This is a genomic window from Paraburkholderia sp. (genome assembly GCF_050742655.1).
Taxonomy (GTDB): Bacteria; Pseudomonadota; Gammaproteobacteria; order Burkholderiales; family Burkholderiaceae; genus Paraburkholderia.
Genome location: NZ_JBOIGG010000002.1, coordinates 1 through 22,530, shown reverse-complemented (window position 1 = coordinate 22,530; position 22,530 = coordinate 1). Strand labels below are relative to the sequence as shown.

The 22,530-nt window shown below is 59.1% G+C and carries 19 protein-coding genes; 6 read left to right on the top strand and 13 right to left on the bottom strand.

The window, feature by feature from the left end; genetic code table 11:
- Nucleotides 1-107: 107 nt before the first annotated feature.
- Together ACREXZ_RS02735 and ACREXZ_RS02730 are read right to left on the bottom strand one after the other, a co-directional pair.
- Nucleotides 108-443 (bottom strand): hypothetical protein, encoded by a 336-nt coding sequence (locus tag ACREXZ_RS02735; RefSeq protein WP_431762498.1) that lies wholly within the window; start codon nucleotides 441-443, stop codon nucleotides 108-110.
- Nucleotides 440-1,186, bottom strand: a complete 747-nt coding sequence (locus ACREXZ_RS02730) for an SDR family oxidoreductase (protein WP_431762497.1) — start codon at nucleotides 1,184-1,186, stop codon at nucleotides 440-442. The genes ACREXZ_RS02735 and ACREXZ_RS02730 overlap by 4 nt, the downstream gene beginning before the upstream one ends.
- A gap of 225 nt (nucleotides 1,187-1,411) precedes the next feature.
- Between ACREXZ_RS02730 and ACREXZ_RS02725 the strand changes: the two genes are divergently transcribed.
- On the top strand, nucleotides 1,412-2,290 hold the full coding sequence (locus tag ACREXZ_RS02725; RefSeq protein WP_431762496.1) for an AraC family transcriptional regulator N-terminal domain-containing protein: 879 nt from the start codon (nucleotides 1,412-1,414) through the stop codon (nucleotides 2,288-2,290).
- Nucleotides 2,291-2,544: 254 nt separating this feature from the next.
- On the opposite strand, the gene ACREXZ_RS02720 is transcribed toward ACREXZ_RS02725, so the two are convergent.
- The 3 genes from ACREXZ_RS02720 to ACREXZ_RS02710 are packed head-to-tail and all read right to left on the bottom strand — an operon-like array spanning nucleotide 2,545 to nucleotide 4,289.
- Nucleotides 2,545-2,952 (bottom strand): nuclear transport factor 2 family protein, encoded by a 408-nt coding sequence (locus ACREXZ_RS02720; protein WP_431762495.1) that lies wholly within the window; start codon nucleotides 2,950-2,952, stop codon nucleotides 2,545-2,547.
- Between the two features lie 38 nt (nucleotides 2,953-2,990).
- Nucleotides 2,991-3,389 (bottom strand): epoxide hydrolase N-terminal domain-containing protein, encoded by a 399-nt coding sequence (locus ACREXZ_RS02715; RefSeq protein ID WP_431762494.1) that lies wholly within the window; start codon nucleotides 3,387-3,389, stop codon nucleotides 2,991-2,993.
- The gene (locus tag ACREXZ_RS02710; protein WP_431762493.1) at nucleotides 3,390-4,289 is read right to left on the bottom strand and encodes a LysR substrate-binding domain-containing protein; all 900 of its coding nucleotides are present in this window, start codon (nucleotides 4,287-4,289) and stop codon (nucleotides 3,390-3,392) included.
- Between the two features lie 159 nt (nucleotides 4,290-4,448).
- Between ACREXZ_RS02710 and ACREXZ_RS02705 the strand changes: the two genes are divergently transcribed.
- From ACREXZ_RS02705 to ACREXZ_RS02690, 4 genes are all read left to right on the top strand, one after another.
- On the top strand, nucleotides 4,449-5,840 hold the full coding sequence (locus ACREXZ_RS02705) for an amidohydrolase family protein (RefSeq protein ID WP_431762492.1): 1,392 nt from the start codon (nucleotides 4,449-4,451) through the stop codon (nucleotides 5,838-5,840).
- Between the two features lie 797 nt (nucleotides 5,841-6,637).
- Nucleotides 6,638-7,153, top strand: a complete 516-nt coding sequence (locus tag ACREXZ_RS02700) for an Lrp/AsnC ligand binding domain-containing protein (RefSeq protein ID WP_431762491.1) — start codon at nucleotides 6,638-6,640, stop codon at nucleotides 7,151-7,153.
- A gap of 234 nt (nucleotides 7,154-7,387) precedes the next feature.
- Entirely contained in the window at nucleotides 7,388-8,371 is a 984-nt protein-coding gene (locus ACREXZ_RS02695; protein ID WP_431762490.1) for an aminotransferase class IV, read from the top strand.
- A 78-nt stretch (nucleotides 8,372-8,449) separates the two neighbouring features.
- The gene (locus tag ACREXZ_RS02690) at nucleotides 8,450-9,577 is read left to right on the top strand and encodes a branched-chain amino acid ABC transporter substrate-binding protein (protein WP_431762489.1); all 1,128 of its coding nucleotides are present in this window, start codon (nucleotides 8,450-8,452) and stop codon (nucleotides 9,575-9,577) included.
- Between the two features lie 306 nt (nucleotides 9,578-9,883).
- Here ACREXZ_RS02690 and ACREXZ_RS02685 read toward each other — a convergent pair whose 3' ends face one another.
- The 4 genes from ACREXZ_RS02685 to ACREXZ_RS02670 all read right to left on the bottom strand — a co-directional run bounded on the left by ACREXZ_RS02685 (nucleotide 9,884) and on the right by ACREXZ_RS02670 (nucleotide 15,233).
- Nucleotides 9,884-10,807, bottom strand: coding sequence for an SDR family NAD(P)-dependent oxidoreductase (locus tag ACREXZ_RS02685; RefSeq protein ID WP_431762488.1), 924 nt, complete (start codon nucleotides 10,805-10,807; stop codon nucleotides 9,884-9,886).
- 39 nt (nucleotides 10,808-10,846) lie between these two features.
- On the bottom strand, nucleotides 10,847-11,455 hold the full coding sequence (locus tag ACREXZ_RS02680) for a TetR/AcrR family transcriptional regulator (protein ID WP_431762487.1): 609 nt from the start codon (nucleotides 11,453-11,455) through the stop codon (nucleotides 10,847-10,849).
- Between the two features lie 565 nt (nucleotides 11,456-12,020).
- Entirely contained in the window at nucleotides 12,021-13,898 is a 1,878-nt protein-coding gene (locus tag ACREXZ_RS02675; RefSeq protein ID WP_431762486.1) for a tannase/feruloyl esterase family alpha/beta hydrolase, read from the bottom strand.
- 201 nt (nucleotides 13,899-14,099) lie between these two features.
- Complete coding sequence (locus ACREXZ_RS02670) at nucleotides 14,100-15,233, bottom strand: porin (protein ID WP_431762485.1); 1,134 nt, start codon at nucleotides 15,231-15,233, stop codon at nucleotides 14,100-14,102.
- Nucleotides 15,234-15,647: 414 nt separating this feature from the next.
- Here ACREXZ_RS02670 and ACREXZ_RS02665 point away from each other — a divergent pair, with 414 nt between their 5' ends.
- A complete protein-coding gene (locus tag ACREXZ_RS02665; RefSeq protein ID WP_431762484.1) occupies nucleotides 15,648-16,577 on the top strand; it encodes a helix-turn-helix transcriptional regulator in 930 nt (309 codons plus the stop codon).
- Nucleotides 16,578-16,628: 51 nt separating this feature from the next.
- Here the strand turns inward: ACREXZ_RS02665 and ACREXZ_RS02660 are convergent, their stop codons facing one another.
- The 4 genes from ACREXZ_RS02660 to ACREXZ_RS02645 form a co-directional block, all read right to left on the bottom strand.
- Nucleotides 16,629-18,350, bottom strand: a complete 1,722-nt coding sequence (locus tag ACREXZ_RS02660; RefSeq protein WP_431762483.1) for a tannase/feruloyl esterase family alpha/beta hydrolase — start codon at nucleotides 18,348-18,350, stop codon at nucleotides 16,629-16,631.
- Between the two features lie 110 nt (nucleotides 18,351-18,460).
- Nucleotides 18,461-20,314, bottom strand: a complete 1,854-nt coding sequence (locus tag ACREXZ_RS02655; RefSeq protein ID WP_431762482.1) for a feruloyl-CoA synthase — start codon at nucleotides 20,312-20,314, stop codon at nucleotides 18,461-18,463.
- 152 nt (nucleotides 20,315-20,466) lie between these two features.
- The gene (locus ACREXZ_RS02650) at nucleotides 20,467-21,384 is read right to left on the bottom strand and encodes a 3-keto-5-aminohexanoate cleavage protein (RefSeq protein WP_431762481.1); all 918 of its coding nucleotides are present in this window, start codon (nucleotides 21,382-21,384) and stop codon (nucleotides 20,467-20,469) included.
- 72 nt (nucleotides 21,385-21,456) lie between these two features.
- Complete coding sequence (locus ACREXZ_RS02645; RefSeq protein WP_431762480.1) at nucleotides 21,457-22,401, bottom strand: 3-hydroxyacyl-CoA dehydrogenase NAD-binding domain-containing protein; 945 nt, start codon at nucleotides 22,399-22,401, stop codon at nucleotides 21,457-21,459.
- Nucleotides 22,402-22,530: the final 129 nt, after the last annotated feature.

Sequence of the window (22,530 nt, the reverse complement as noted above, 5' to 3'; positions counted from 1 at the left end):
CGCGGGCGCCAGCCTTTGCCCTCTGCCCGGAACGCCTTCCCCAAGAACAGTCACTAAACCGTCTCGAACAGCGACTCTCTCCCGTTTCGTATCTGAAGGTTGGGAATCTAAGCCGCTCGAACCGTTTGATGCCGTACCTGCGCAATGCGCCACACCACAGAGCGTTGATCAATTGCTGCATGCACAGGTGAATCTGCCATCTCGACCATGATCCGCTCTGCCGCGTCGGTTCCCATCGCGACCGAATCCCAAATCAGCACGTCTATGATCGAACCATCCTCCAGCTCCGCAATGCGCCGGGACCGAAAACCCGGTTGACGATCTAGCCACTCATCGATGTCGACATTGGCAGCAATAAAATCCTTCACCGTAAGACCTCCAGCAAGCTTGAAGGTCGTGATCTCTATAGCCTCCCTCTCCCGATTCCTCGTCATCTCGATCATCCCTGGGCAGTCGCGCGAACGATTACCTCGCCGACATCGACGTTCTCTGGCTGGCCGATCGCATAGCCGATAGCCTCCGCTACAGCGGACGCTGGAATAGACGCCTGGTCCATCATCGCGCGAACCGCTGTCTTCAACGGTGCGACGCCGATTCCATCAAACAGCTCGCTGCGTGTGAAGCCAGGGCTGACCACTGTCACGCGGACATCCTTGCTTTCTTGCCGAAGCCCCTCGGACAGTGCCCGTACCGCGAACTTGGTCGCGCTATAGACCGCTGCGGTCGGGTCCACGCGGTGGGCGGACACCGATGCCACGTTAACAATGTGTCCAACGCCCTGTTTGCGCATGATCGGCATAACCGCAGCAATGCCGTAAAGGACTCCTCGGAGGTTGACGTCGATCATCCGATCCCACTCGTCGATCCTTAGATCCTCCATCAGCGAAAGTGGCATCACACCAGCGTTGTTGATTAGTACATCGATACGGCCACATTGGTCGTAAGCCGATGCGGCGAAGGATCTGACGCTCTCCAGGTCCGTTACATCCAGATGCCAATGAAACGCCTTGCCACCGGCTTCCCGGATCTCCTGCGCAAGCAAGCCAATCCGATCTGTACGTCGCGCACCAAGAACCACCGTATGGCCGATCGCTGCCAGATAACGACCTGTAGCCTCGCCAATACCACTGCTTGCACCGGTGACCAGAACGACCTTGCTCGACATGGGCGGCGCTGAACTCGTCATTGAATGCTCCTGTTCTGGTTGACTTCGAGGGGGGGCCCGCGGCCCTTACTATCCGATGAAGTACTGGCTCGACGTTATCTCGATTCTGCAAAATTTATCTACGATCCTGCAAATCTCTCAGGAAAAGATTCAGCGGATCGCAGAATTAGATATCATCGCCGCACTGTATCGACTTGCCCATTGCGGATATCAATGACAACCATCCCAAACTCCCACAGTGCGGAAATGGCATCGATCATTGCTCGATTCGCCAGCAGCGATGGCGAGTATGCAACCGCTATCGATGGTCTTTTTTTCGCCAGGCGTTCCTCACCGACGCAGCCTCTTCACATTGCCCAGTGGCCTTGCCTTGCACTCGTGGTTCAAGGAGCCAAGAGCCTGCGACTCGGGGAGGAATTGCTCAGTTACGGGGTCGGGGATTATCTGGTGACCTCGATAGATCTTCCCGTCGCATCTCGTGTGACCAGGGCGAGCGCCCAGACGCCGCAATTGGGTTTCGGCATGGCCATAAAACCAGATCGCCTGAAACAGGTTCTCGACCTGGTTGCTCCGACGAAACAGGCCTTCGCCACCCATGAAATGCGAGGCGTGGCCGTTAACGCGGCACAGGCAGATCTCCTCGATGCCTCTGTCAGACTGTTGCGACTTCTCGATCGACCTGACGACATTCCGGTGATGGCACCTCTGTTCGAGCAGGAGATTATTTATCGACTTCTGACCGGACCATTCGGTCCGCGAATGATGCAGATCGCGATGGGCGAGACCCCGGGTAACAAGGTTGCTCAGGCTATCGGCTGGCTCCGGGAACATTTCACCGCGCCCCTCTCTATCTCAGAACTCGCCGACCGGGTTGGGATGAGTATCTCTTCGCTGCATCATCACTTCAAGGCGGTTACAGCAATGACGCCAATGCAATACCAGAAGCAACTTCGTCTCCATGAGGCTCGCCGTCTGATGCTGACGGAGTGCCTTGATGTTGGAACTGCGGGCTACCGCGTCGGATACCAGAGTCCGTCACAGTTCAGCAGGGAATACAACCGGATGTATGGGCTCTCGCCACTGCGCGACGTGCGAGCAATGCAGCAGACCATGTCGGCCCAATAGCCTGTAAGCGTTGCACCGACGAACCGTCTTCCGGAAACTGGCCGATTGCTACTGACGACTCGTGGCTCAATTGCGTCGCATGCCAGTTATCCTTTTCACATTGAGAGCGCCTCCCGCATATGACGTGACATTGCCGTGAGCAACACCCAGAAAGCTGATCTGCGCTCATGCGAGCGGGCGGTCAAGCTGACCGCGTCACAACTCCCCTATCCTCCCGGCAGACACCTGATCCAATTGGCGCCCGCATTCATGTCTTATTTCCGGGCGGCTCGAGATACAGCGAAACTGTCCTCGAGCATCACATACGTCGCGACCTTGTCACCTGCGAAAGTGAGTATGATCGCGAATGCCGTCTCGATCAGCTTTCCCGTATGGTTAATAAGAGTCTTCAGTTCACCGACGATCACAGCGCGCTCCTCGCTGGCGAGGACATCCTGAATGTCCAGGCTCACCCGCTCGACCATGGTCGCGGTGTCGCGGAAGAAGTCGGTCGCGGCGCTACGCCCAACCTTTCGTCCGATCCATGGAAGCGCCCCTACGTCACCAGGGATGTCCCAGATAAGGTCCGGGGTAAACAGCTCGGCAAGTTCTTCCGGGCTGGCACCAGAGCCCAGTTTGGCGAGAAAGGCCTGGGCTAGAACCAGGTTGTCGTGTGCGCTCATTTGGATGTTGATTCGGTGGATGATTGACGCTGCTGAGTCTATTGCGTTTCGCTTAGCAGATAAACTAGCGAGGTGTGGTTTCTCCTTTCACGTGGGTGGATAATTGACCGTCCCAAACCATCGACGCATTTGTCTGGCCCATGAAAATCGGTGACTGTGGTATCCGCAAGGCCTCGCAGATAGGTGGCGTTGACGCCATAGCTCCAATCCTCGTTGCCGGGATCGTCAGGCCAACGGGTCGCGGCAACACGGCGCCTTACATCCTCGATCGCGGTGTCGGCTATGCGGCGCCAATGATGCCAATCTTCACGATTCCGTTTCCCAAAGTCGTCATATATCCCGACCACGCATGCCCTGCCGCGTACCCAGAAGGCGCGGCCACGAACCGGGCCGGGGGTAATCTTCCCTTTCGTACCGCGTGGCCCATCCAGCTTCATTCACACCGACGCGAATAGCGCACTCACCCAGTCGACAAACACCCTCACCTTGGTGCTGTATCTCCGGCTAGGAGGATACGCAATATAGACTTCAAGAGGACCAGGGCGCCATTTAACGAGAATGGGCACGAGCTTCTTCTGGTCGATGAACGGGCGCACCATGAAGTCCAGCGTGTGAACTATGCCCAGACCCGCTAGCGCCGTTGCAAGGTGAGCATTGCTCTCGCTCACGAGCACGACGTTGCGTGGTCGGTCGAGCGTAATTTCCTCGACACCGCGACAAAATTTAAGTGGCTGGGTAAGACCGGTACTCGCGGAGAAGTATCCGACAACAGGCATGTCTTTATCGACGATGTCGCGCGGATGCTTCGGCGTGCCGTACTTCGCCAGATACGCGGGACTCGCGCATGTGGTCCACGCGAGCGCGCCGATCGGATGCGTCACAAGATTGGGATCATCGGACGTGCTCCGAATCGCACAGTCGATGTTTTCGGCGATGAGATCTGCGGTACGGTCGGTGACGCTTAGTTGCACCTGAATATCGGGGTAGCGCGCACAAAAGGCTGGTAAGGCGGGGATTAGTATGCCGCTCGCGGTCGACCCGCCGGAGTCGACCCTCAGCGCGCCGCGCGGGCTTGTCTGGGCCCGGCCAAGCGTGGCTTCTATGTCATCCAGTTCCATGAGCAGATGGCGAGTACGTTCATAGTAAGCGGCGCCATCGGTCGTCACGCTGACGCTCCTCGTGCTGCGTTCCAGCAACTTCACGCCAAGATGCACTTCCAGCGATTTGATCCACTTGCTTACCGTCGCATTAGGCATTTTCAGCGAGAGCGCTGCCCGGCTGAACCCCCCTGTTTCAACGACCCGTGAAAAAATGCGAATAGCTTGCAAATGGTCCATTGACTTACCTCAGAAATTATTCACCGATGTGAACAGAGTTTCCACAAACCCGCACTATTTATTCTATTACGTTTTTAATATGCTCGCCGTTTGAGGGCAACGGCGAGGGTGGCTGAGGGCGTCTCGAATATTTAGAGTTGGCAAAGGAAAAGGTTGGCTATGCAAAAGACTCTGATAAGAAACGCGACGATCATCACGATGGACCCATCGCTCGGCGATCTGCACGGCGACATTCTCATCGATGGGTCCGTGATCGCCGCGCTCGGTCAGGAGCTTCCTGACGCAGGTGCGGACGTGATTGACGGTCGCGACTCTATTGTCGTGCCAGGTTTCGTCAACGCGCATCTGCATACCTGGCAGACATGTATGCGAGGAATCGCGTCTAACTGGACCTTACCGGAATATCTGCGCTGGATTCATGCAGGGCTCGCCGAGAAATTCTCGCCAGCAGACATCTATATTTCGACGCTTGTGGGAGCACTCAATCAGATTGACTGCGGCACCACCACGCTGGTTGACTGGTGTCATAACAACCCAACGCCCGAACATACGGACGCGGCGATCGATGCGCTGAAGGTGGCTGGCCTGCGAACACTGTTCTTGCACGGTTCCCCGAAGCCGGACCCGAAGAGTGGGCGTCGTCCGTTCTGGGAAACGCCGCACCCACGCAGCGAGATCGAGCGACTGTCAAACGTGTGCAAAATGGAAGAAGGTCTGCTGTCGTTAGGCATGGCAATCCTCGGCCCTCATTACTCGACAATAGATGTCGCCTTTCACGACTTCGAACTGGCCCGCGAGTTTGGACTCGTCGCCTCGATGCACCAGGGCGGCGGCCCAGCCAGAAGTCCTGGCGGCTGGTTAAGCCTGCACGCAGCCGGATTGCTGGATGATCGGGTGAATATCGTCCACGGGAACGATCTGTCTGATACGGAGCTGGAGCTTTTGATGGACGCGTCTGCCACGTTCACGACAACAGCGGAAAGCGAGATGATCTGTGGGCACGGGCATCCGATTATCGGGAGATTGCGGGCGCGGGGCCACTCGCCTTCACTGGGCAGTGACATCGAGTCTGCCGTTTCAGGCGACATGCTGACGGCCGCGCGAATGGCACTGTCGCACCAGCGCTCCCTTGACAATATGGAAGCGAAACACGCAGGCGGCGTGAGCGGCAAGAGCAGCATCGGCACCCGGGAAGCGCTTGAATGGGTTACAACGAATGGTGCCCGGATGACAAGGCAGGCAGCGCGAATCGGCTCCCTTTCGGTTGGCAAGCAAGCTGATCTAGTCATGCTGTCTTCGCGCGCATTAAACATGCAGCCCATACATGATCCGGTGTCGGCGGTCGTCATGCATGCCAATCCGTCCAACGTCGACTCTGTGATGATTGCCGGCAACTGGAAGAAACGTCACGGCAGACTGTTGCATGAAGGCTTGCCGGAACTGATGGAGACGTTGAATGAGGCGGGGAAGCGAATTATCAGTGAAATGGGGATCGGGATGGACGATATCCACCCCGCCTCCAATCAAGCGACTCCTCTCTCTAGAAGATGATTTCACAGAAGAGTCTGATCCTGTTCGTCGTAGCAGCAAGGGAACGTTGCGTGTGGGAACCGCCTTGCAGCTGCAGGGTCTTCGTCGATCCGCCCGGCGGTTCCTTCGGCCTCGATGCGATAGACCGGGGTTACGCGTGACGGACAAGATCCCGGTTTTGACTTTGTTCAGCGCGGTTCTGCTCAGGTCATACACTGAGTCGAACCTCTCGCATGGGGATACGGACCTGAAGACAATCGGACGGCTGTGACGGGCATTGATGTGGAAGTGACGCGCAACGGAAAGGTTCTGGAGCTGCCGCATTCATCAACGGATGACGGTCCGCATACCCGCGCAGTCGCCGGTTCGTTAGACGTATAAAGAAAGCCCCGCCCGCTTCACTACCCTTGTGATTGCTCCCGTTTCTCCCGGTTGAAACGGTTGCGAGATGGGGCGTACATCCGGAAGAAAACGTCGCTCTTCCACGGCGTAGTCGTAGCCGTCATTCGCATTTTGAAAGCAATTCTTATGGGTTCAACCCCGCTTCCACCGGAAGTGGCCTCACCGATCGCATCAACGTGACAGCATGATCTGCTGCAATGTAATACGAATACAGTCATTTCAACTTTGACATGTCGTTTCGACAACGCAAGAATAACGCAACTACAGGTATCCGGAGACTATCGGACGTGTTGCCGGGCACGGTTCATTCGAGCACGTTGTGTCCGATTTCCGCTCGTACCGCTTGTACGTTTGCCGCGAGATCGAACGCAACCGCGCACACGACGATTGCAATGTAGGTCCTGCGGAGAGTTCAGATGCCCAATCGGTTTGGTGTGACGGAAAAGACGGTAGGCGATGTCTCTACTCGGCAGCTCGATGCGACGGACGTCCAGATTCTCAAGTTACTGCAGAAGCATGGTCGCGCGACCAATCAGTGGCTCGCGAATCAGATTCACCTCAGCCCGACACCATGTCTCGACAGAGTGCGTCGCCTTGAGCGCGAAGGTTATATCCAGGGTTATCAGGCGATCGTACGGGCAGATCAGGTTGGCTTTCCAATGCTGATCTTTGCATTTGTGCTGTTTGATCGTGCCGTTGATGGTGCTTATGAAAAGTTTCGCGCAGGTATCGCGGCAATCGATGAGATCGTCGAATGCCACATGATTACAGGCGACGTTGATTTCGTCATGAAGATCAGGGTGCCAGACATAGCCCGGTTCCGGGTATTGCTGGAGGACCGGATTCTGAAGCTTCCAGGTGTGCGAATTACCCACTCTTATGTCGCGATGGACGAGACTAAGGCGGGAACCTCTATTCCTATAACTATCTGAAAAATCGCCAGTACATAAAAAATTCGTGACAACGTTAGCCACATATATTTTGCAATCCTGCATATTTTATCGATTTTTAATTATTGCCATTTAGATGTCTGTTTGAATGGTGATCAATCAAGCGACCATTGCAATGCAGTTTCGTGTGAGAAAAGATTTGCGCATATTGATCTGCTTACCACGTCACAACGTTGCTGCGACCGGGCGGTCAATTTCAGACTGGAGACGTGAAAGATGAGTGAGAGAAACAGCAAGTCATTGGCTACAAATGCAAAGGAAGATAGCGTCGAGGCTCTGACTGGTGGCACCGCATACGTTGACGGAAAGGTCGTTCCCTTGAGTGAAGCGAAGATTTCGATGCTCGACTGGGGTTTCCTGCATTCGGATGCGACGTACGACGTGATGCATGTATGGAGTGGACGGTTTTTTCGTTTGCAGGATCACCTTGATCGCTTCGAGCACGGAATGAAGCAGCTTCGAATGAAGATCCCCTACGATCGATCGCAGATTGAATCTATCCTCAAGGAATGCGTAATCTCGGCGGGCCTTGACAATGCATATGTCGAGGTCGTGTGTACGCGAGGCGTTCCCCCGCCGGGTTCGCGTGACCCCCGACAATGCACCAATCGATTCTATGCGTTCGTAATGCCATTCACATGGATCGCGACTCGCCAACAGCAAGAAAGGGGCTTACGCATGCACGTTAGCACCGTGCACCGCATCGCACCGGAAGCCGTCGATCCCACCGTTAAAAACTACCACTGGCTCGATCTAATCCGGGGTCTTTTCGAAGCATATGATCACGGCGACGAAACGACCGCCCTGACGGACGGCCGAGGCAATGTGGTTGAGGGTCCGGGCTTCAATATCTTCGCGTTCGTCAACGATGTGCTGATAACGCCTGGTTCGGGTGTGCTGGAAGGCATCACACGCAAAACCACGATTGAGATTGCAACAGGCATGGGCCTGAACCTCCAGCAGCGAGATCTTCCGATCGGCGAGCTCATGCAGGCTCAAGAAATCTTCGTAACGAGCACGGCTGGAGGCGTGATGCCAGTCGGCTGGATCAATGGAAAATCAGTGAGCGTCGGCACCGCGGATTCTGTCACTTCAAGGATTCGCGACAGGTACTGGGAGATGCATACAGATCCATCCTGCAGCGTCGCGGTGGTTGACCTGGTGCCTGGCCGGCCTGCACTTACGCGAGTGGATATTTGAAGCGATACGAACGAATCGAACGTGTCCCGAGAAGCTAATTTTCCGAGTCGTCTAACATTACGTCAGGATTGACAATATATGAAACACCTCAAATTCTACGTTCCCGTGATCATCGCCAGCATGAGCATTTCGTGCCAGGCTGACCAGATCGTAAAGATAGGACACGTTGCTCCGTTGACTGGAGGTTTGGCGCATCTAGGCAAGGAACTTGAAAACGGTGCACAGCTCGCAGTGGAGGAAATAAACGCTAAGGGTCTGTTTGTGGGTGGGGAGCGAATCACGCTCGTTCTGGACAATCAGGACGATGGTGGCGATCCACGACAAGGCACACAGGTGGCGCAAAAAATGATCGATGATGGTGTGGTCGCCGTTGTCGGTCACCTGAACTCGGGCGTCAACATTCCCGCCTCTCGCCTCTATAACGATGCGGGCATCACGAACATCACGCCTGCAGCAACGAATCCGCAACTGACGCTTCAGGGATTCAAGGTAACGTACCGGGTCGTCGGGACAGATGCACAGCAGGGGCCCGCACTCGCGCGATACGCACACTCGTCAATGGCCATCAAAACGGTTGCTGTCGTTGACGACTCTACGGCGTATGGGCAAGGGCTCGCTAACGAGTTCGAGAAGACCGCCGCTACCTTGGGTATCAAGGTCGTTTCGCACGATGCGACGAATGACAAAGCAACTGATTTCAAGGCAGTTCTGACAAAAATCAAAGGGGAGCGTCCTGACGCGATCATGTATGGCGGTATGGACGCGACGGGAGGGCCGTTCGCCAGGCAAGCCAGGGCACTGGGTATCAACGCCAAGGTTCTGTTAGGCGACGGTGCGTGCACGGGCAACCTTGTCGACCTCGCAGGTGCTGCAACCGACAGCGTGGTGTGTTCTGAGGCCGGCCTGGCGCTCGAAAGAATGCCCCGAGGCCAGGAGTTCGCGAAAAAGTACGAAGCGCGATTCAAGCGACCAATCGAGCTTTATGCGCCGTACAGCTACGATGCGGTATACGTGATTGTCGATGCCATGAAGCGCGCTAACTCGGTCAAGGCATCGGCCATCCTGGCCGCGATGCCAAAGACAGACTACAACGGCATTATCGGCAAGATCGAGTTCGACTCGAAAGGAGATCTCGCCCATCCGACGATTTCTCTTTACGACTATAAGTCGGGGCAGAAGTCCCTCCTGGACGTCGTAAAAATGTAGGGGGAATCACGACCCGTCGGCCCAGACGCCCTTTTTCCCAAACAATTCTGGTGCGCACTAATATTGCATCGACTACGCCTGGAGTTTCGACGAAGATCCTGGCGTAGTATCTGGTTTCAACCGATGTTGCTTCGTAATGGCCACGCTACGTGCGACAGCATCGAGGAACCTGGTTCGCGTATTCGCAGACTGGGTGACGCAGATATCTGGAAGCATCCAGAGTTCATCGGCGCACACGACCGACGGCGCACGCTAAGGCGAAAGCCTTATTTCTTTGGACAGGGAAGCAAGCAGGGACCCTTCATGCTAAAGCGCAACAGTCACGTTCTCGTCGACGATATCTTGTGTGACGCGCCATAAGCGGGCGGCCAGGGCATCATCTCTGAACTTGTCGTTTTCAGGTGCAATCTGGCAATCAACCCAATACTCTCCCGTGACATCGCTTGCCATCGGACTTGCGGCAAGAAACGTTTGTGTCGCCGCGCCCTGCTCCGCCGTCTTCATGAACAGCCTTGCAACCTTCAAAACCAGATTCAAGGGAAATCCGAGTGTGCGGTTCAACCCGGTTCCGCCTGTGGCTCCCGGGTGCAGGAAATTCACAGTGATGCCCCGCGATGTGAAGCGCCTGGCGAGTTCCCTGGCACACAAAGCCACGGCAAGCTTGGATTGCCCATAGAACAGGAACGGCTTGTACATCTGGTGCCCATCCAGGTTATCGAACATGATGCCCACTTTCGGCGCTTGTTTGATGGCGGCATCACTGCTGACCATCACGATGCGCCCCGTGCGCGCTCGCATAGCGCTCTCAAGGCGCGTGATGAGCAGGAAGTGCGCGACATGATTGACCAGGAACTGAAGCTCAACACCGTACTTTGCTTCGAGCTTTGGCGTAGCCGCGATACCCGCGTTGGCGACGATGGCATCAAGTGGTTTGCCCGTGGCCAGGATTTCATTCGCTGCCCGGGCCACGGCATTCAAGTCGGTGAGATCGCAAGCCATCGCCGTGGTTGAACCGCCTGCCAACGAGCATGCTGCCTGGGCCGATCTCAACGACCGTGCCATGCCAATGACGTGCGCGCCTCTTCCAGTCAGCGCCTTCATCGTCTCAAGCCCGAGGCCGGAGTTGCAGCCAGTCAAGACGATTGTTTTGCCCTTGAGATCCAGGTCGGCGACGACATCGTGAGCCGTCGACTTTGCGCCAAAGGGCCCTCTAGCCTGGAAGCTTTCCATAGGTGCCTCGTTATCCATGTAGAACGTGGTGCTTATTCGTCAGCGGGCCTTTTTGCCGCCAGCCGAAGGATTGAGAAGGATCAGTACGGCGATTTCGACAGCCTCCACGAACTCTTCGTGCGATCGACTCGCCTGCTTGGCGCCCTGAGCAGTCAAATGGAGGCTTCGTGCCAGATCCCGCGCGGATAGCTTGGCTACCGCATAAGACCGGGCGATTCCTTCCGTAGAAATGACCTCTGCCAAGGCAGCTTCAAATTTACCGCCATATGACGTGAGGACATCGGCGGCCATCGAGCTGCTTGATGCCTGCAGGTCCAAGGCATCGGGTCCGAGTTGACCGATGTACTGACCGACCCAGGCATCAATCGCGGCTACCAATCGCGCTTTTACCGAAGCGTTTCGTTTGTCCAATACGTCGGTGGCCGCTTCCACATGCTGCTCCAATGCGAACTCGACGGTCGCACGGAAAAGCACTTCCTTGCTCGAAAAGTGCAGGTAAAGCGCCTGCCGGGAGATATTCACGGCTGTGGCGACGTCATCCATGGACGTCTTTCGGTATCCGAACCGGGCAAACACCCCGATCGCCGCGGCCAGGATGGCTGAGCGACGAGCATTCGGCTGACCCGGAGGGCTATTCACATGACTCATGAGTCACATCTTGACACAATGACTAAATATGTCAAGTACGTAAAGACATTGATTCGACCCGCCCAGACCTCTTTTCGAACCAAAGAAAAGGCAGAAATTCTACGTAACGACATCATGATCGCCTGATCGGCAACGCCTGCGCTGGGGTAGCCAGCGCAATCCGATGCGCCGAATACTGCTTCGCCAACGGCACTAACAATCCCGGAAAGTTCAAGTCCGATCCCACGTGGCATGTTCCCCGGAATTGGCCACTATGCCTGGTGTTCCGGTCGAGCCAATTTCTGGCGGCGCGATGATCTCGATTCCAGATTCCCCGGCGAGCATGAGCAATTGCGCGACTTGCTCCGGGGTTGGTAGTGCAAGCACTGGCGGCGTGTCAGCGTTAACCGCTATGCCTACGCGTGCGATGAACTCATCGAAACCACCAGGCGTCGTGACAACACACGCTGATCGGCTCATCAATGAAGCGGCAGGTCGCGAGATCACGGACGAAGACGCGATTGAAGTTGGGGAGTCGGCACCATAATGGGCTTGCACCGACTCCTGGGGGAAGCAGCCTGATGTGTCAACTACAGGTATAGCTTGAAGCCGATCCGGTGTTGCCCCCGTTATAGGTTAGTTTAGACGGGTACATGCACAGCGGACGACTGATCGACGAGTCTGAGTTCTGCACGACAATCTTGTCCGGCGGTACATCGTTTTCGACCCAATTCACCAGCGTACTGTACAACTGCCCCTGCGCGGGGAGAGGTGGATTTGCGGCGGGACTTGTGCCCGCTACGCCATTTACTGAGCCGGCTCCCGAGCAGTGCCCCATGCCAGGAATCTGAAAATACCGGTAGAAGGACTGTATCGTGGGAATTCCGCCCATCCCGGCCGCGACTTTCTCATAGTAATTTGTCATTCCCTGAATCGTGATTAATTGGTCCGCCATGCCGTGGTACGCGAGCAACTTGCCGTTACGCGCCTTGAAACCCGTCAGGTCTGGGTTGTCGGTGTCGATGTTGCCGAACATCGACTGCAACGCTACGCCTTGTGCCGACGCATGCGCCATTTCCGCGTACGACAAAGACATCCAGCCGTTCTTCCCGTTGCTTGTCGCATTGATAAAGTCCGGTGTCGCCAGAGCTGAATTCTGCAGTTCGAGAGCGATCTGACTCGTAGCAATGGCAAACGGCACCGGCGTACCATTTGTCGATCCAGCAAGCCCTGGGACACCGAGCGCGGATAATGTGCTCATCTGGGTGCCTCGCGTAATACCGAACCATAACTGGTTCGTCTGAAGCTGAGACGTATATCCGTTACCTTGCGACGGCGAAGGCACGCTGCCGTCCACGGTCTGTCCATACCACATCTTGTTGATTGCCTCGGCCTGCGCGGTACTCACGCAAGCGCTCGTCGTGTTCGCCCCTCCGCTTGATGGGCACAACACCGCCTTATCCTGCGTCGGGTCATATTTACACGACGCAGGATCGCTAATAAAACCGTCATGCTGACCGGTAAGCGTGGTGTCGCACGCACTCACCGCCGCAGCCGACACTCCATCCAGTTGCGCGCCGGTCAGTGGCACGGCCCCCAGATCGCGCTGCATGACAATCTGAGGATAGAGTTCGCTTGTGATGAACGAGGTCCAGTTGATCGCTGCGTCGCCCGCAAGAATGCCGTCGAAATCGGAGGGATTCGTTTGCGCTTCCTCATTGCCCTGACGCCCTCCCGTCGAGCAACCGTCCCAATACGAATATTTGGCGGACTTCGCGTAATAGGCAGCGGCTAACGCCTTGGTTTCGACAGCCATCTCGTGAATTCCGCGGCTCGCAAAGTCAGTCCACAAAGTCGTGTTGATGCTGCCATCTGGATTCATCGCGAACGCGCCGTCCAGTGCGCTGCCGACGTGGCCTGTATCAGTCACCGCACTAACCGCACCTTCCATGCCGGCGACCTGCACGGGCGCGGCGGTGCCGATCGGCGTGATCCCTGACACCTGGGTTAAGGAGCTGATCGTCGGATCGCCCACAAAGCCACCTCCGCCCAGCACGTGAATGCGGTTGTTCCAGTTTGCTGGCGACGGCATCCAGATCTCAATGCCGATCCCCGCGGAAGTCGACGGCGCACTAGCCGGTCCCGGGTTGCCTGGGCCAACATTCAGTTTGACCACGCACAAGTCGTTGGGTGCCTTCACGCCTGATGGTGTCCCGTTCAGGTTGATGTCCGCACCCTTGCTGAACGAGCGAACGAGCGTCACCGTCGTATTGGCATCGGGCTTGAACGCCGTCTTCATCGAATCGTCGCAGGTCAACGCCTTTGCAGAAGCCACAGGCACAGACGAGTCGACATGCCCTCCGCACGCAGCCACCAGCACCATGCTTGCAGACGTCGCAAGCAATACTGGACCACGTGCCATCAAAAGGCGGGATATTGTCCGGGATGGACGGAGTGATTTCATCGCATCGTCTCCTTGCCAGTCTCGCTGGCTTTTGTCATAAAGTGCGCTGGCTGCCACGTTGATCAACCGTGTCCAATAGCGGCCAGCGAAATCGATCGAGACTACGAACTCTCCCGGGTCGTTCTGGCAGCCCGGTAATAGCAGAGAGTTTCAATAACGGAGCGGACAGCGTCACTGCCCGAACATGCCGTCGTCGCCAGGTCAAAACAGGTGCCGGATACCGGCCATCACGCCGGTCTGCCCTTCGCCTGCATTCGGCGTGGTGCCGCCGCCACCGGAGCTCACCGTATAGCGGCCGTGCGCACTGTTCGACAGATACGCCGCCTGCAGATACACTGCCGTCGCCTTCGACAGCGAGTACGTGCCGCGCAGCGTGGTCATCGTCGCGCGCGCATCCTGTTCGCGGTTAGTGATCCGGTAGACCTCGCCGTCGAGCGTGAATGCCGGCGTGATTGGGTACGACGCGCCGAGGTAGAACATATTCGAGCGCACGTCAGGTCCACCTGATGCGTCGGCTTCGACCATGCGTCCGAGCCAGCCGCCGCCAAGGTGCACGCCAAACACGTTGGCCCAGCCGTTCAGCTGCATGCGCACGTCCTTGTCGGCTCCGCTCGTCAGCGGGAACGGCGTCACGCCGTCGAAGAAGTTCGCCGCCGCCGAAGCGCCGCCGCGCTGTTCGTCATAGGCCGCGGCCACGCCGAACGACGCGGCGTCGTACTTCAGCATCGCCGACCATTGACGACAGTTGTTGGACTGCCCCGGCACCTGCCCTGCGCAGGTCCCCTGGCCCGGCGAGTTGCCGGTGCCCGCGCTGTCGCGACCGAACGACCAGGTCGCGCCCACCGTCAGGCCATGAAACGTGCCTTTGTATGCAACCGTGTTGTCGCTACGCGCGTTCGGCAGATAGGAATCGAGCGAGCCGCTGCCGTAGATGTCCGGACCGAGCACGTCGGAATCGATCATCGCCCAGTAGGTCATCGTGTACACGCGGCCGAGTGACAGTTGCCCATACGGGCTCGCGATACCGACCCACGCCTGGCGGCCGAACAGCCGGCCGCCCTGGCCCGAGTCGCCGCCGCGCGTGTTGAAGCCGCTTTCCAGGTTGAACACCGCCTTGTAGCCGCCGCCAAGGTCCTCGCTTCCGCGCAGGCCCCAGCGCGATGGCAGCTCGCCGGTGATGCCCGGCATGCGCACGACCCCGTTACCGGCCGCGTTCGCATGCGACACATATTCGACGCCGGTATCGAGAATGCCGTACAAGGTCACGCTGCTCTGGGCGTATGCCGATGCGCTCAACGCGCAACAGCTCGCCGCTGCGACATGCTGCCATTTCATGTGCCGTCTCCAGACTTGTATTGATGTTTTTTATTGACCAGGGGGTGCGTCGGGGAGCCGTGCAGACAACCGTGGAGCGTGGACATCTGGTCCATTGACGGCGCCAACACAAAATGCAGTTTATGTCATGTTTTAACTGACTTAAAGTGCGTGTTAACGCGTAAACCTATGGAGCACTCTTTTGAGAGTGCAATGTAATTCACTTTCGTCGTGTGCGAGACAATGCATCCTCCATGCAGCACCAGTGCCCCTTCAGACACGCATGCCCGAGACCGGATGGCATTGGAGGTGGGCAGGAGCCGGCTAAAACGTCGGCGGTATACTGCGTGTCGACAACGCGCCGGTCGTTCGTATGTGCGCAACCCGTGCCCGGCGCGCACCCCGTCCACGTTTGCAGCGCTCCTCAGGAATTCCATGAATCCATCGCCGACCGATGCGGTCGCTGAAGTCGTCACGAAAGAACCCGTACTGGTCGCACTCGGCAATCAGGTTCGACTGCTGCGCGCGCGCCGCGGCATGACACGACGCGATCTGGCACGTCAGGCGAACGTGTCCGAGCGGCATCTGGCGAACCTCGAGATGGGTACGGGCAACGCATCGATCCTCGTTCTCGAGCAGCTCGCACAGGCGCTCGGCTGCCCGCTTGCTGAACTGCTCGGCGATCCGCTCTCGTCCTCCACGGAAGGCGCACAGATTCGCGAACTGCTGCGCGACAGGACGCCGGCCGCGCTGCGACTCGCACTCGACGCGCTCAGACAGGTGCTAAGCGAAGTGCCGGCGGACCCGAACCGGCGCAGGCGCATCGCGTTGATCGGTCTGCGCGGTGCCGGCAAATCGACGCTCGGCAAGATGCTCGCAGACGAACTCTCGGTACCGTTCATCGAGATCACGCGCGAGATCGAACGGATCGCCGGTTGCCGGCCATCGGAGATACATGCGCTCTACGGCGCGACCGCTTACCGGCGCTACGAATATCGTGCGCTCGAAGAAGTGCTCAAACGCGAATCAACGGTGATCATCGCGTCGCCGGGTGGCCTCGTCTCGGAGACCCGCACGCTCAACCTGTTGCTGACGCACTGCTTCACCGTGTGGCTACGCGCCACGCCAGAAGACCATATGAAGCGCGTGATCGACCAGGGCGACCTGCGCCCCATGGAAGGCAGGAGCGAAGCGATGGACGACCTGCGCCGTATTCTCGCGGGACGCTCCGATTTCTATGCGCGCGCAGACATTGCGTACGAGACGAGCGGCAAGACGCTCGCACAGTGCTATCTCGGTCTGCGCGACCTGATCACGGCCAGCGTGGGCGCAGTCGGCAGCACAGCGCCCCCCACGAACTCTTGACGCTGGGCTCCCTGCAAGCCGTCATGCACGTGCCGACATCGCGACGGCATGCTACTGGCAAGCAAAACTGCCTGCCGCTTCGAGATCCGTCGCGCCAGATTTAAGCACGGCTTTCTGCGGATACGGACAGAGCGGACGGCTGCGCGTCCTGGACCACGACGCCGGCAGATCGGGGTTGCTGGCCGTGACGGTCGCGGGCACGCTGTCCGGTGCGATACCTTTCTCGACCCAGTCCGAGAGCGTAGTAAGCATGTCGAACGCATCGGTCGACATACCGCCAAGGCAGTGGTTCATGCCGGGTACGAGGAAGAGACGCACGTAGTCCGGCGCCTGTGGGTCTCCGGCGCGCACCTGGTTGTACCAGCCGATTGTCGCATTGACGTTCATCAGCGGATCGGCCGTGCCGTGATAGACAAGCAGCTTGCCGTGGCTCTTCAGCGTCGACAGATGGGTCGGATCGGGTGGCATCATCAGGTCCATCGATGACACCGGAAACGTCGCGTTGGTCCCGTAGATCAGATTGAACGCGTTATCGAGGCTGAAGCCGCGCGCATACGCGAGTGCATTGGTCGCATCGACGGCCGTAGGTGGAGTCGCCCATACGTTGCCCATCGCGATCGTCCCCAGCTGCGGCGTGACGCCGAACTTGACCGAGCTCCACGCACTGCTGCCCACGCCTGCGTCCCACGGCCAGTTCGCATACAGCACGTCGCCCACACTGTTTCTAGGGCCAGCGAAAATCGCCTTCAACGCGGCCTTTTGCGAAGCCGAAAGACAGGTACCGTCCGGTGACATTCCACTTGCGCACTGCGGCACGTCGGTGTCGAAATTAAATGCGGCCTGGCAGGCGGCCGTATCGCTCACGATACCGTCGGTCGCACCGTCGAGTGCGTCGCAGCGCGCAAGAATCTTCTGTGAAACAAGCTGCAGGTCCTGCGGCGCGAATGCGCTGGCCGGATTAGCGGACACGCTCAGCGCCTGCTGCGTATCGAATATCTGCGCGATGCTCAGGCGTGGCATGTCGATCCCTGGCGCGCCGGCGATGATGCCGTCGTACTGGTCGGCGAAGCGGCCAGCTGCCATGATTCCCGACTGCCCGCCCTTCGAGCAACCCATGTAGTACGAACGCGTTGGCGCTCTGCCGTAGAACGTCGTCACAAGGCTCTTGCCCGCTACCGTCATCGTGCCGAGCGCGTTATACGCGTAGTCGGCGCGGGCCTGCGGATCGCGCCCGAACGTGCCGTCGTACAGGACACCCGGCGCGGCGATATGGCCGCCGTCACTGCTCACCACCGCGTAACCGCGCGACAGTGCATTGCCCTGCATCGGGCTCGCCAGTGACACGTTGCCGAGCGGACTCAGGATCGCGCCGTCAAGGCCTCCGTCGCCTGAATACACAAACTTGCCGTTCCAGTTCGCCACCGGCAGACGCACGTCGAAACCGATCGCATATGAATTGCCGTCGATGCCGATGTGCGGATTGATGTTACCGGTCACCTGGCAGTGCTCGGGATAGCCGGCGGGGTCGTTGGGTGCACTGGCAGGTAGATCGGTCGCCGCGGTCACAGTGAGACCGGGGATGCCGAGCTTCGCGCTCGTGACGTCGCTGCATGCGAGCGGCTTCGCGACTGGCACCGCCGACACACTGCTGGTGCTACTGCCACAGCCTGCGAGCGCAGTCACCGTCGTGAGAACGATAGCGGCAGCGAGCGGCAGCGGATTCGGACCGATGCGCACTGGCGTTCTTTCAGGGAATGGGGAAAGGTGCTTCATCGGCTGTCTCCTGGTTTTGTTACGCTTCATCGCGCGATGCCGGATGTGTCTCCGGCTATCGTCGTCCTGATTGATCTCCTCGTTTTGATGCGTGTATCCGCGCTGCAGCGTCAATCGAGTACGATGACCGAGTCCCCAGAGGAAAAGAGCCGTTGCACGTCGGTGGCACGCCGGCTGAGCACGGCGCGCTGATTGACGTAGCCCTTGTCGGTGATTTCGCCTGCTTCGAGCGATGGCGCACCGGAGAGAATCGCTGCGCGCGCCGCGCGTTGTGAGGTGCCAGCGTCGCGGGCGAGTTCGCGCAATCCGGCGAGCACCGCAGCACGCACCACGGGGTGGCGTCCCAGTTGTTCACCGTCGTTCGAAACTGCGTCGAGTTCGGGAGCGAGTGCATGCAAGGCCGCAGTCGCAAAGATCAGCACGCCGATCTCGTCGCGATCGTGCCCGGCAACAACGATGTCCGATGCGTATGGCGCAAGCGCGCCAACGGCCTTGAGTCGCAGCGTACCGACCGACACCCACGTGCCGCTCGACAGCTTGAAGTCTTCCGCGACACGCCCATCGAACAGCACGCCTGCATTCGGGTCAGCGGGATCGCACAGCCGGCCAGCATCGCCGATCCGGTAGAACCCTTCCTCATCGAAGACGGCAGCAGTCGCGTCGGGGTCGTTCAGATAACCGGGAAACACTGAGGGTCCGCGTACGCGCATTTCAAGCTTGCCACCGCCCGGTACGAACTTAAGCTCGTTGCCCGGCACCGGCACACCGATATTGCACGCGACGCCATTTTGAAAATGCATGCTTGTGACGAGCGGCGCAGTCTCGGTCGAACCCCACGCACACGTGAATAGAAGTGGGCTCGCATCTGACGCGCGATGCCGGGTCGAGGCCTGCCTGAAGCGCTCACGCAGTTGCGGCGGCAAGCTCGCCGCCGCGTAGAACAGCAGCTGGAGCCGCGAGAAGAAGCGCCCGGCGAACGCTGCATCGTCGAGAAACGGCGCAAGCGCGTCGAAGCCCCGCGGCACGTTGAAGTGCAGTGTCGGCATCACGTCGCGCAGGTTCTCGACCGTGCGCCCGATCAGTTCCGGCGTCGGGCGGCCGTCGTCGATATACAGCGTACCGCCGTGGCGCAACACCAGATTGAAGTTGTGATTCGCGCCGAACGTGTGACTCCAGGGAAGCCAGTCCACAACGACGGGCGCCGTACGGTAGAGAAAGGGCCAGCACTGGGCAATCATCTGCTGGTTCGCAGCCAGCATCGCGTGCGTGTTGACGACGAGTTTCGGGCGGCCGGTCGAGCCGGAGGTCAGCAGCAGCTTCGCAATATCGCCCGGCGCGATACGGGCATGCGCGGCATCTACAGCATCGCCTGGCACACATGCGGCGAGCGCATCGAAGTGCAGCCAGCCGGAGTGTGGCGCATGAGTCGAGACGACCGGGCAGCGCAACGGCGCGGCCTCGAGCGCCGGTCCGTACGCGTTGCCGTCTTCGACATAGACCAGTGCGGGGTCGAGCTGGTGCAGAATGCCGTGCAACCTCGACATGTCTTTCGCGACCCGCGCATACGCCGACGATACGGTTGCCACGGGCCGTCCGATATACATCGATGCGAGTGCCATCAACGCGTGATTCACGCTGTTGTCGGAAAGAATCGCAACCGGCTGCGCTGGCGCCGCATCGAGATCGAGCAGGGTCTGGCCGATGGCGCGCACCATACGCAATGTGTCGGCGTAGGTGATAGCGCGCCAGCATGCCGTCCCGCCTCCGCGCACCCGTTCCGCCAGAAACGGCGTATGCGGGGTGAGCGCGACCCAATGCGCAAGCCAGTCGATCATGCTGCGACCGTAAGGCCCGAGCGGCGTGCGCGAGCGCAGCACGAAGCTGCCGTCCGCGCGGCACTCGCGCTCGATGTCGGGCTGTGCGAGCAACAGCTCGCCGGCGGACGCGTTCAATTCAGAACCCATTGGCCACCCCCGACCATGACCACGACTCGTCCCGCCGTGCCGTACGCGCAATGGTCGTTCGCGCGGGTATTGATGACGCCGTGCGCAGCCATCGACGTGACTCGAACATCGTGTGCCTCCTGGTTGTTTTTATGCGAGGTTCGACACTCGCGTCAGTGCGCCGCGAAATCCGGACGCGGACCGTTGCCCCTCGGCAGCCCCATGATCTGGCGAGCTTCCGAAGGCGTCGCCGGTTCGTAGCCCATCTCCCGCACGAGGCGCACCATCCGTTCGACCAGTTGCACATTGGTCGCGAGTTCGCCAGGGCCGTAGTACAGGTTGTCTTCGAGACCGACGCGCACGTGGCCACCCAGCAACAGCGAATTCATCGCCGACGGCAGTTGCGCGGGACCGATGCCGCTCACGCAGAAGATGCTGCCTTTCGGCAACAGATCGACCATCGACTGCAGCACGCGCGGTGTGTATGGCATCGCGTTCTGGAAGCCGCGATGCGCGCCGAGCACGAGGTTGATGAAGAACGGTTCCTCGTCGAACCCGGCCGCTGTGAGGGTCGCGACGTCCTGCACGATATGGGTTGGGCTGAACACTTCCCACTCGGGCTTGATGCCGCGCTTTTTCATCTCCTGCGCGAGATGCATCGAGCGCTGCGGCGACGTATGCATCAGCAGTTCGCGGTCACCGAAGCTCGCGATGATCGTCGTGGCATCCAGCGTGCACATTTCGGCACCCGCCTCCATGCCCTTTAACCGCTCTTCCCAGAGAATTTCCCAGTAACCGTTCGGCGCCTGCGCGATCATCTCGCCGTGCACGCCACCGCCCGTCGAGTTGTTGATCACGATGTCGCACTTCGCACGGATGCGCGTGTTGATGTCGCGGTAGATGACGGGGTTACAGGTTGCCCCATCGTCCGGCAAACGCGCGTGTACGGCGACGACACTCGCGCCGGCGTTGTAGCAGTCGTACACGTCGCGGGCGATTTCGTCAGGCTGCGTCGGCAGGTTCGGATTCTGGTGCTTGCTCGCCATGCCGCCGGTCGGCGCGATGGTTACGATGATTCTCGGCTTGCTCATGCGTGTCTCCGTAGATTGCGTTGTTCTGTTTGTTCCGCTGTCCGTCGATGTGCCGGCGACCGCTGCGATTCGTCAGGGGATCGCCGGTGCCCCCGCCTTATCGCGCAGCATCGCGAGAATCAGTTCGTCGCGCTGCGCGGCGAGATCGTTCGCGCTGCGACCGGCCAGGGCAGCATCGGTGCCTTCGATCACTACCTGCTTGAGCTCGGCGGTGAGCACCGGCGTGCCAAGGTCCGCCCACCAGCTTTCGATCGGGCCGCCCAGGTGCTCCAGCAGATGCCGCATGCCACCCGCGCCACCCGACAGATGCAGGTTCGCGAACGGCCCCATCACTGCCCACCGCAGGCCGGGCCCGTAAGCAATCGCGTCATCGATATCGCGCACGCTCGCCGTACCTGTCGACACGAGATGAAATGCCTCGCGCCATAACGCCGCCTGCAGGCGGTTCGCGATATGACCTTTGATTTCCTTATGCGGATTGATCGGACGCTTGCCGATCGTGCGATAGAAATCGAGCGCGCGACGAATCGTATCGGGTGATGTGAGTCGACCGCCGATTACTTCGACCAGCGGGACCAGATGTGGCGGGTTAAATGGATGCCCGAGCACGACGCGTTGCGGATGCACACACGCGGCCTGCACGTCGCTCATCAACAGGCCCGACGAGCTCGACGCAATGATGACGTCCGGCGCAAGCGCAGCATCGATGCGCGCGAACAGCGCCTGCTTCAGGTCGAGCCGCTCCGGGCCGCTCTCCTGCACGAACTGTGCGCCGACCAGTGCAGCTTCGAGTGCATCGTGGAAGCTCAGGTTGTCGGGCGATGCGTTCTCGGCGAGGCCGCACCTGACGAGCGTCGGCCAGTGCTGTTCGACCGCTGCAGTGAGCCGGTCGCGGGCGCCGGGATCGGGGTCCGTCGCGCGGACCGTGAGGCCCTGCGCAAGAAAATACGCGGCCCAGCTTGCGCCGATCACGCCGGTTCCGACCACGGCGACGCGACGAATATGGGACATTGGCATACAGCTGTCTCCTTATATCTTGCTTTTGATTCAGAATTCAGTGGGTAGCAAGCCATTAATGGTTTGCCACCAAGCCGGTTGGCAGCCGTGGCGCAGCTTGTGTCTCCTGCGAGTTTCAAGCTCCGTCGA